Below are 594 nucleotides of genomic sequence, written 5' to 3'. Positions count from 1 at the left end.
CGTCGCGCGAACGGCTGCCGTCGCCAGGCCCCGCCCAGGCCTGATGCTTGGACTGGGCATAGCCTGCGCTCGTCTGCCGCTCCGAGGCTTCGCGCGCGGCGGCTTCCTCCGCGCTGAGACCCTGAAAATAGTCCCAGCCGCGATTATACTCGGCGGCGTGCGTCTCGCAGAAATACCAGCGGTCGGGGCTGTTGGGGGACTTGGGGGCCGGGCAGTTGCCCGGCTGGTCGCAACCGTGCCGGTCGCAGATACGCACCGGCTTGGCCTCCCGCGACGCGCCATAGCTGCGCCAGCGGGGAAAGCCCCAGTCATTGGATCGGGTAGAAGAACGCGCCACGCCGGCCGATTTAGGCGACTTGCGCGCCGGTGCAAGCATCGACGCCGCGCTTTGCGGGACGGAGCCTCCAAATGCCCGCTGAATCGCTTGACCGGCAATGGTTCCCTCGTTCATGAAATATACGTCATCATATATTCATGTCCGTACCGGACATATGCGGACGCCCAGTTTTGACAGGAGCCAGCGTGGCCCAAAGTCGTTCCTTCCTGGCCACCGCAAGAGCGGACATCCCGGCCTCCATCGTGGTGGCGCTGGTC

The 594-nt window shown here is 65.3% G+C and carries 1 pseudogene; it reads right to left on the bottom strand.

Annotated elements, in window-relative coordinates:
• A pseudogene (locus NS355_RS17900) lies at positions 1–337 on the bottom strand (molecular chaperone DnaJ); the annotation flags it as partial.
• Between the last annotated feature and the right edge of the window lie 257 nt (positions 338–594).

This window comes from Sphingomonas yabuuchiae (assembly GCF_001477495.1).
GTDB lineage: Bacteria > Pseudomonadota > Alphaproteobacteria > Sphingomonadales > Sphingomonadaceae > Sphingomonas > Sphingomonas yabuuchiae_A.
This window is presented reverse-complemented; position numbering and strand designations above follow the sequence as displayed.